The following is a 7,572-nucleotide window of genomic DNA, read 5'->3' as shown; positions in this document are numbered from 1 at the left end:
GCCTTTTCGCCATGAGGGCGCATTCTATTAGCTTCCTTCCCCACTGGTGTTCCGCGGCCGAGCCGCTCCAAGTCTTTGGTGCCCGTTGGTTGCGGGTGGCATTAAACAAGCTGCTTATTAGATAAAGCCCGCTTCCGGTGGGCGCACTCTCCCCGTAGGTCATTGCGAGGAGGGCGATAGCCCGACGTGGCAATCCGTACTCCTTCGCATATGCCCCCGCGAGGCAGGGAGTTTCGTTAGAACTGCGTTCTATAATTCCCATTCAATTATCCTTTTTCTTGCTTCAAAGCAAGAAGTAATTTTAGAACCAAGGTTCTAAGACTCCTGATCCCCTGCCGGGGGGCGTACTTTTGCAAACAAAAGTACCAAAATTTCCGAGAGACTGCCGCCTCTCGGACTCTTCGCTCCCTCGCTCCAACACCGCCTCTCGGCGGCGCCAGCCGCTCGGCGTTACACGGCGCGCTGTTATATCTTCGCCTTTCATTCAAAGGCTTAATATAAAGTATTACTTCGTGTCTTTTCGCCATGAGGGCGCATTCTATTAGCTTCCTTCCACACTGGTGTTCCGCGGCCGAGCCGCTCCATGTCTTTGGTGCCCGTTGGTTGCGGGCGACATTAAATAAGCAGGCGGTCTCCTTTGTCATCCTGAGCGAAGCGAAGGATCTTTCTGCAATAAGATTCTTCGTCGCTTCGCTCCTCGACAATGACACGGGGGGAAGCCCCCCGCGAAGCGTGCCACCCCACACGGCAGGACGCCTCTCCCTACAGGTCACCCGGAGGAGGGCGATAGCCCGACGCAGCGATCCGTCTCCCCATCCAAAAACGAAAGAAACGCCATACTCGGCGTTTCTTCCGTAAATATTCAGTATTCAATTCTTCGCCTCCCACAAGGCAGGGCGCGTCATATCTGAATTTTCAATCGATCTCAAATTCCATACATTCGCTCTTTGCCGTAAATCCGTCGGAATCAAGCCAAATGAGCTTCGCCGTACTGCCGCCGGTTACGTCTACAGAGTCCGGTGCGTTCATAACATCGGCGGAAATCATTTTGCCGCTTGCGTCGTAAACCGTTGCGAATACGGGAGACGACGCCGAAACGTCGCCGGATACGGCGAGGGCCGCGCCTGTTTTGTCAACAGCTATCAGTTCTCCCTTTTGGGGGTCGGCGCGGAAGGTCGGTGGGCTGCTGTCGTAGCGGATATCCGCGCTCTTTAAGCGGTCATTACTGCTTTCTATGGATATCTTATCCCATTGAGCTTCACTGCCGCCATAGTATACGTCGGAAAGGCTGTCGCACCGTCCGAATGCCCAATATCGTATACTTGTAACGCTTGCAGGTATCGTTACCGTCGTAAGACTGCTGCAGTCCAAAAACGCATCATGTTCGATGCTTGTCACGCCTTGTGCAATTGTCACCGCCGCAAGAGAGCTGCAATTTTTGAACGCGCTGTCGCCGATGCTCACAACTCCCGATGGGATATTCACGATCAGCAGGCTTTTGCATCCGTAAAACGCATCTTTACCTATAACCGTAACGCTCTCCGGTATCGTAACCGACGTAAGACCGCTGCAGCTTTTGAATGTCCCCTCATTTATTGTCATAACATTGCCGGGGATCGTCACCGTCTTAAGACTGCTGCAGCTTTTGAACGCATTTTTTCCTATACTTGTCACACTCTCGGGGATAGTAACCGATCCAAGGCTTTCACATCCCTGAAAAGCATTGTTGCCTATGCTCGTCACACTCGAAGGGATACTTACGGAAGTTAAACTGTAGCAGACTTCAAACGCGCAGTCTCCTATGGTCGTTACGCCTGAAGGTATCTCTGCCGATCCAAGGCTTCCGCAGCCATAGAACAGTCTGTCTGCTATATTCGTCACGCCCGAAGGTATCCTCGCCGACTTAAGGCTGCTGCAGTCCCGAAATGCTCCGTCGCCTATTATCGTGACACTATCGGGTATATCCGCATGTGTAAGGCTTTCGCAGCAGCGAAACGCCTCTTCGCCGATGCTTTCGACGCCCGGCGATATCGTCAACGATCTAAGGCCGCTGCATTCATAAAACGCCCCGCTGCCTATAACTGCCGCACTTGCAGGGATAGTCACCGATGTAAGACTGCTGCATCCGCGGAACGCATTTTTCCCTATGCTCGTCACACTTGAAGGTATCTCTGCCGACGTGACCGAGCTTAAACCATAGAATGCGTTTTGCGATATGTTCGTTACGCCGTCTTCTATAACGATCCTCTTTATTTGATCAGCAGAAATATACCATGGCTCTGTAGTCATATCCCCCGTGCCGCTTATCGTGAGCGTGCCGTCGCTGTCAAGCGTCCATGTCGCATTATCGCCGCACGCGCCGCTCTCCACTATATCCGCCGCGCCGCCCATCACGGGCAGCATGGCAAACGCCATACACAGCGCCAGCGCGAGGCATATCATCTTCCTTCTCATAAAACCCGACCTTCCTTGTTTGTTAGTTTAATGCAGGCAGAGAAATAAGCGGCGTTTTCCCGACTCCCTATCCTATGCATGAGTATAAAATCAATCTTTTTGCTTGTTTTTTTTGTTTATTTACAATTAAAGTATATCGGAATACTGTTCTGCGTGCAATATAAAACAATGAAAAAGTATGCCCTACTCTCTTAATATATCCCCCCAAAAGCCGATAGGGCGGGCACGAAAGTGCCCGCCCTTTCTAAAGCGAGGTCTGCCTTATAAAGACAGTTTTTATTTGCTGTAATCGTAGAAGCCCTTGCCGGTCTTTCTTCCGAGCTGGCCTGCGCGAACCATCTTGCGAAGGAGCGGATGAGCCGCATACTTCTGATCGCCCATCTCCTTATAGAGAACGTCGCAGACTGCAAGCACTACGTCGAGGCCTACGAGGTCGCCCAGTGCGAGCGGGCCCATCGGATGATTTGCGCCGAGCTTCATAGCGGTGTCGATATCCTCAACGGATGCGATGCCGTCGGCATAGATGCCTATCGCCTCGTTTACCATCGGAACGAGTATCCTGTTTACAACGAATGCGGGAGCTTCCTTTACCTGTACGGGGGTCTTGCCGAGCTCGGTCGCCATCTTCGTTACGAATTCATTGGTCTCGGGAGCGGTAAGCTGGCCGTTAATGATCTCAACGAGCTTCATAGCGCCAACGGGATTGAAGAAGTGCATGCCGACAACCTTCTCGGGGCGCTTCGTAGCGCTTGCGAGCAGCGTTATCGAAAGCGAAGACGTATTAGTTGCGAATATTACGTCGGGCTTGCAGATCTCGTCGAGCTGCTTGAAAATGTCGAGCTTTATGTCAACATTCTCGGCGATAGACTCAACGATAAAGTCTCTGTCCGCAAAGTCGGCAAGATCAGTGGTGTCCTTTATGCGAGCAATAGTCGCATCCATATGCTCCTGAGTGATCTTTTCCTTGGCAACAGCCTTGGACATAAGCTTGTTTATCGTCTTGTACGCGCCGTCAAGCGTTGACTGATGGCGGCTTCTCATCAAAACTTCGTGACCTGCCTCTGCAAATGCCTGAACTATGCCTGCGCCCATTGCGCCCGAACCGAGTACGCCAACTTTCATTGTATTTACCTCATTTCTTAATATTATTTATATTTTTTTATTATTTATTGATGAACGGATCCGGCTTGCGCTTTTCAATAAACGCCTTCATCGCGTTGCGCTGGTCCTGCGATCCGAATCCCTTGCCGGAGTTTTCAAGCTCTATCTCTATCGCCTTTTCCATAGGCTCGCTGATACCGTAGTTCACTGCCGCTTTTGCCGCTCTTACGCCTATCGGCGCCTTGGAAGCTATGCGGTTCGCAAGCTCCATAGCCTTGTCCATAAGCTCGTCCTGAGTATATACGGCGTTTACGAGACCTACTTTCAGCGCCTCGTCAGCCATAACGCGCTTGCCGGTGTAGAGCATCTCCTTGGCGATTCCCACGTTTATAAGACGCGGAAGTCTCTGAGTGCCGCCGAAGCTGGGGATTATGCCGAGTCCCGTTTCGGGGAGAGCGAACATTGCGTTGTCGCTCGCAATGCGGATATCGCACGCCAGTGCAAGCTCGCAGCCGCCGCCCAGAGCAAAGCCGTTTACTGCCGCTACTATGGGAATGGGGAAACGCTCTATCTTTAAGAACAGCTCGTTGCCCTTACGTCCGAACTTTACGCCTTCCTCGGTAGGCATATCGGCCATGGAGCCGATATCTGCGCCCGCAACGAAGGCCTTTTTGCCTGCGCCCGTGATAATGAGCGCGCGGATATTCTCAAGATCGACGCCCGCAAGAACAGCCTCAAGATCGTCGAGCACCTGATCGTTTATCGCATTTAACGCCTTCTCGCGCGACATGGTGATAATGCCCACGTGACCTTCAGTTTTATATTCTACAAAGCTCATTTTAATTCCTCCGATCAGCGAATTTTAAAAGCTTACATTTTCTCGATGACAACAGCCTCGCCCATGCCGCCGCCGATGCAGAGCGTTGCGATACCCTTCTCGCCTGCCTTGAGCTCGTGGATAAGCGTTACTAAGATACGGCATCCGGATGCGCCTATCGGATGGCCTATTGCTATTGCGCCGCCCTTGGGGTTGAGCTGCTCGTCCTTGATGCCGAGCTCGCGTCCTACCTGTACTGCCTGAGCCGCGAAAGCTTCGTTCGCCTCGATATACTTCATATCTTCCACCTTAAGGCCGCACTTATCCAAAGCTGCGCGTACCGACGGTATCGGACCGAGACCCATATAAGCCGGATCTACGCCCTTGGAGCCCGTAGCTATTATGCGGGCCTGCGGCTTTAAGCCGTGAGCCTTTACAAATTCTTCGCTGGCAACGATTATTGCAGCCGCGCCGTCGTTTATGCCCGATGCGTTTGCAGCCGTTACGGTGCCGTCCTTCTTGAATGCGGGCTTAAGGCCTGCTATCTTTTCTAAAGTGGTATTGCCCTTTACGTATTCGTCGGTGTCGAATACTATCGGGTCGCCCTTCTTCTGCGGAATGGTTATCGGAACTATCTCGTCTTTGAACGCGCCCGCTGCTATTGCAGCAGCCGCCTTCTTCTGAGAAGCTACCGCAAATTCATCCTGCATCTGTCTCGTAACGCCGTATTTCTCGGCTACGTTCTCGGCGGTGATGCCCATGTGATAGTTGTTGAAAACGTCCCACAGACCGTCGTTTATCATAACGTCTATAAGCTGCTGGTTGCCCATCTTAACGCCGGTGCGTATGCCCTTTACGGCATAAGGCGTATTGCTCATGCTCTCTGCGCCGCCTGCGATAACGCACTGGTTCTCGCCTGCAAGAATGGATCTGTACGCCAAAGTTACTGCGTGGAGCGCCGAACCGCACACCTTATTTATGGTCGTTGCCGGGATCTCAACGGGTACGCCTGCGCCGATAGCCATCTGACGGGCGGGGCTCTGTCCCTGAGCAGCCTGGAGCACGTTGCCCATTACTACCTCGTCAACATCGCCGGCCGACACGCCTGCTCTCTTTAAAGCTTCCTTTATTACCTCAGCGCCCATCTGACTTGCGGTAAGCTTTGCAAGCGAACCCGAAAAGCTGCCTACTGCCGTTCTGCATGCACCTAAAAGATATACGTTTTTCATAACTGTCACCTCTCGTAAATTATTTTTATATTAGTATTTAGCCTTGATTTTAAAGAACATCTCCTGTTCTAATTAAATATTAGCATTTTAATCATAGAATTGCAAGACCTTTCACGAATTTTAATGTAATTTTAACAAACATTGTTGATTTATTATCAAAGTTAAAGGCATTATTTTGTGAAAATTATAACTAATGAACAATCGAAAGCCTCACGCGGGCGATTTTTGCTCGAATATCCGCCTAAAAATTGACATAACGTTCCCCGTTTTTGTATAATATGGTCAATTAAGAGCAAAAGCTTTATAAAAAAAACGAAACGGAGATGTTTTAAATGATCTATGCTTTCGACGGCCGCTCCCCTGTTATCGAAGAGGGCGCATACGTAAGCGAAACCGCAATAGTGATAGGCGACGTTTTCATTGGCTCGGATTGTTACATCGGCCACGGCGCTGTGATACGCGGCGACTACGGCCGCGTTGAGATAGGCGAAGGCACGGCCGTTGAGGAAGGCGTCGTGATACACGCACCGCCCGGCAGAGTATGCAAAATAGGAAAGCGCGTGACCTTGGGACACGGCGCGATAATCCATTCAAGAGATATCGCCGACTTCGTGCTAATAGGCATGGGCGCGATAACGAGCTTAGGGACCGAGATCGGCGAATTTGCGATAATCGCCGAGGGCTCTGTCGTAAAGATGAAAGACAAGATACCGCCGCGCGTCATGGCGGCAGGCTCGCCCGCGCGCGTCATTCGTCCCGTAAGCGACCGCGAATTTGAATTTTGGAAAGAGGATAAACAGAACTATGTGGACCTTGCGCACAAGTATCTGAAGCTTGGTATGCAGCGCATAGGTTGATGATGCTTAAATTTGACATCTGCCCTTCCCTTTTTATATAATGAAGTCAAGATAACGTTCACGTTATGTACGTCATAATAAAAAACGGAATGGAGATGTTTAAAATGATGTATGCTTTTGACGGCCACTCCCCTGTTATCGAAGAGGGCGCATACGTAAGCGAAACGGCCATCGTCATCGGCGACGTCGTAGTGGGCAAAGGCGCGTACGTCGGACACGGCGTTATCCTTCGCGGCGACTACGGACGCATAGAGATAGGCCCCGAAACGGCAGTCGAGGAGGGCGTTATAGTTCACGCTCCGCCGAACGACGTGTGCAAAATAGGAAAGCGCGTCACGCTGGGACACGGCGCTATAATCCACTCAAAGGAGATAAAGGATTTCGTCGTTATCGGCATGGGCGCAGTAACGAGCCTCGGCACGGTCATAGGCGAATATTCGATAGTCGCAGAAGGCGCAGTAGTAAAGATGAACGCACAGATACCGCCGAAAGTAGTCGTTGCGGGCTCGCCCGCAAAAGAGGTGCGCCCAGTATTGGAGCGCGACACGAAGCTCTGGTCGATGGGCAAGCAGCTTTACGTCGATCTCGCGCAGAAGTATCTTAAAATAGGTATGCAGCGCATAGATTGAGAATAAAAGTTAAAACGGCGCGGCCTTTTTTCGGGCCGCGCCGTTTTTTGCGGGGCCGCGGTCCCAATACGCCTTTTCGCCTCTCGCGGCGCAGCAGGTCTCCCCCTTGTCATCCCAGCGCGCTCCCCTTTTGTCATCCTGAGCGCCCCCTTGTCATCCTGAGCGCCCCCCTTTTGTCATCCTGAGCTCCCCCTTTGTCATCCTGAGCGAAGCGAAGGATCTTTCTGCAATAAGATTCTTCGTCGCTTAGCTCCTCGACAATGACAGTGGGGGAAGCCCCCCCGCGAGGCAGGGGGCTTATTTAGAACTGTGTTCTATGATTCCTTTTCAAGTTTGCTTTTTCTTGCTTAAAAGCAAGGGAAATTTTTTAGAACCAAGGTTCTAATACTCCTTTTCGCCTGCGCGGCGGGCGATTCTTTTTACAGGCGGATTATCATATCAAGTGCAACAGTGAAAAAAAAGACAACTCATGAGAAATCCGATAT

The 7,572-nt window shown here is 51.3% G+C and carries 7 protein-coding genes; 2 read left to right on the top strand and 5 right to left on the bottom strand.

Annotation, left to right across the window (positions count from 1 at the left end; genetic code table 11):
- From IJG50_03975 to IJG50_03955, 5 genes are all read right to left on the bottom strand, one after another.
- A partial coding sequence (locus IJG50_03975; protein ID MBQ3379007.1) for a hypothetical protein occupies positions 1-262 on the bottom strand: 262 nt, incomplete at its 3' end.
- A gap of 653 nt (positions 263-915) precedes the next feature.
- Complete coding sequence (locus IJG50_03970; protein MBQ3379006.1) at positions 916-2,454, bottom strand: leucine-rich repeat domain-containing protein; 1,539 nt, start codon at positions 2,452-2,454, stop codon at positions 916-918.
- Positions 2,455-2,730: 276 nt separating this feature from the next.
- Entirely contained in the window at positions 2,731-3,576 is an 846-nt protein-coding gene (locus IJG50_03965; protein MBQ3379005.1) for an NAD(P)-binding domain-containing protein, read from the bottom strand.
- Between the two features lie 40 nt (positions 3,577-3,616).
- Positions 3,617-4,393: an enoyl-CoA hydratase/isomerase family protein gene (locus IJG50_03960; GenBank protein MBQ3379004.1), complete on the bottom strand. Its 777-nt coding sequence runs from the start codon at positions 4,391-4,393 to the stop codon at positions 3,617-3,619.
- A 32-nt stretch (positions 4,394-4,425) separates the two neighbouring features.
- Positions 4,426-5,601, bottom strand: coding sequence for an acetyl-CoA C-acetyltransferase (locus IJG50_03955; protein MBQ3379003.1), 1,176 nt, complete (start codon positions 5,599-5,601; stop codon positions 4,426-4,428).
- 332 nt (positions 5,602-5,933) lie between these two features.
- Here IJG50_03955 and IJG50_03950 point away from each other — a divergent pair, with 332 nt between their 5' ends.
- Together IJG50_03950 and IJG50_03945 are read left to right on the top strand one after the other, a co-directional pair.
- The gene (locus IJG50_03950; protein MBQ3379002.1) at positions 5,934-6,458 is read left to right on the top strand and encodes a gamma carbonic anhydrase family protein; all 525 of its coding nucleotides are present in this window, start codon (positions 5,934-5,936) and stop codon (positions 6,456-6,458) included.
- A 104-nt stretch (positions 6,459-6,562) separates the two neighbouring features.
- On the top strand, positions 6,563-7,087 hold the full coding sequence (locus IJG50_03945; GenBank protein ID MBQ3379001.1) for a gamma carbonic anhydrase family protein: 525 nt from the start codon (positions 6,563-6,565) through the stop codon (positions 7,085-7,087).
- Positions 7,088-7,572: the final 485 nt, after the last annotated feature.

The sequence above is a fragment of the Clostridia bacterium genome (assembly GCA_017405765.1).
Lineage (GTDB): Bacteria > Bacillota > Clostridia > Oscillospirales > RGIG577 > RGIG577.
The sequence above is the reverse complement of the archived record's forward strand: the minus strand, read 5'-3'. Positions and strand labels throughout refer to the sequence as shown.

Coding starts and splice junctions, on each gene's coding strand:
- IJG50_03970 (MBQ3379006.1), bottom strand. CDS start 2,454: ATGAGAAGGAAGATGATATGCCTCGCGCTGGCGCTGTGTATGGCGTTT.
- IJG50_03965 (MBQ3379005.1), bottom strand. CDS start 3,576: ATGAAAGTTGGCGTACTCGGTTCGGGCGCAATGGGCGCAGGCATAGTT.
- IJG50_03960 (MBQ3379004.1), bottom strand. CDS start 4,393: ATGAGCTTTGTAGAATATAAAACTGAAGGTCACGTGGGCATTATCACC.
- IJG50_03955 (MBQ3379003.1), bottom strand. CDS start 5,601: ATGAAAAACGTATATCTTTTAGGTGCATGCAGAACGGCAGTAGGCAGC.
- IJG50_03950 (MBQ3379002.1), top strand. CDS start 5,934: ATGATCTATGCTTTCGACGGCCGCTCCCCTGTTATCGAAGAGGGCGCA.
- IJG50_03945 (MBQ3379001.1), top strand. CDS start 6,563: ATGATGTATGCTTTTGACGGCCACTCCCCTGTTATCGAAGAGGGCGCA.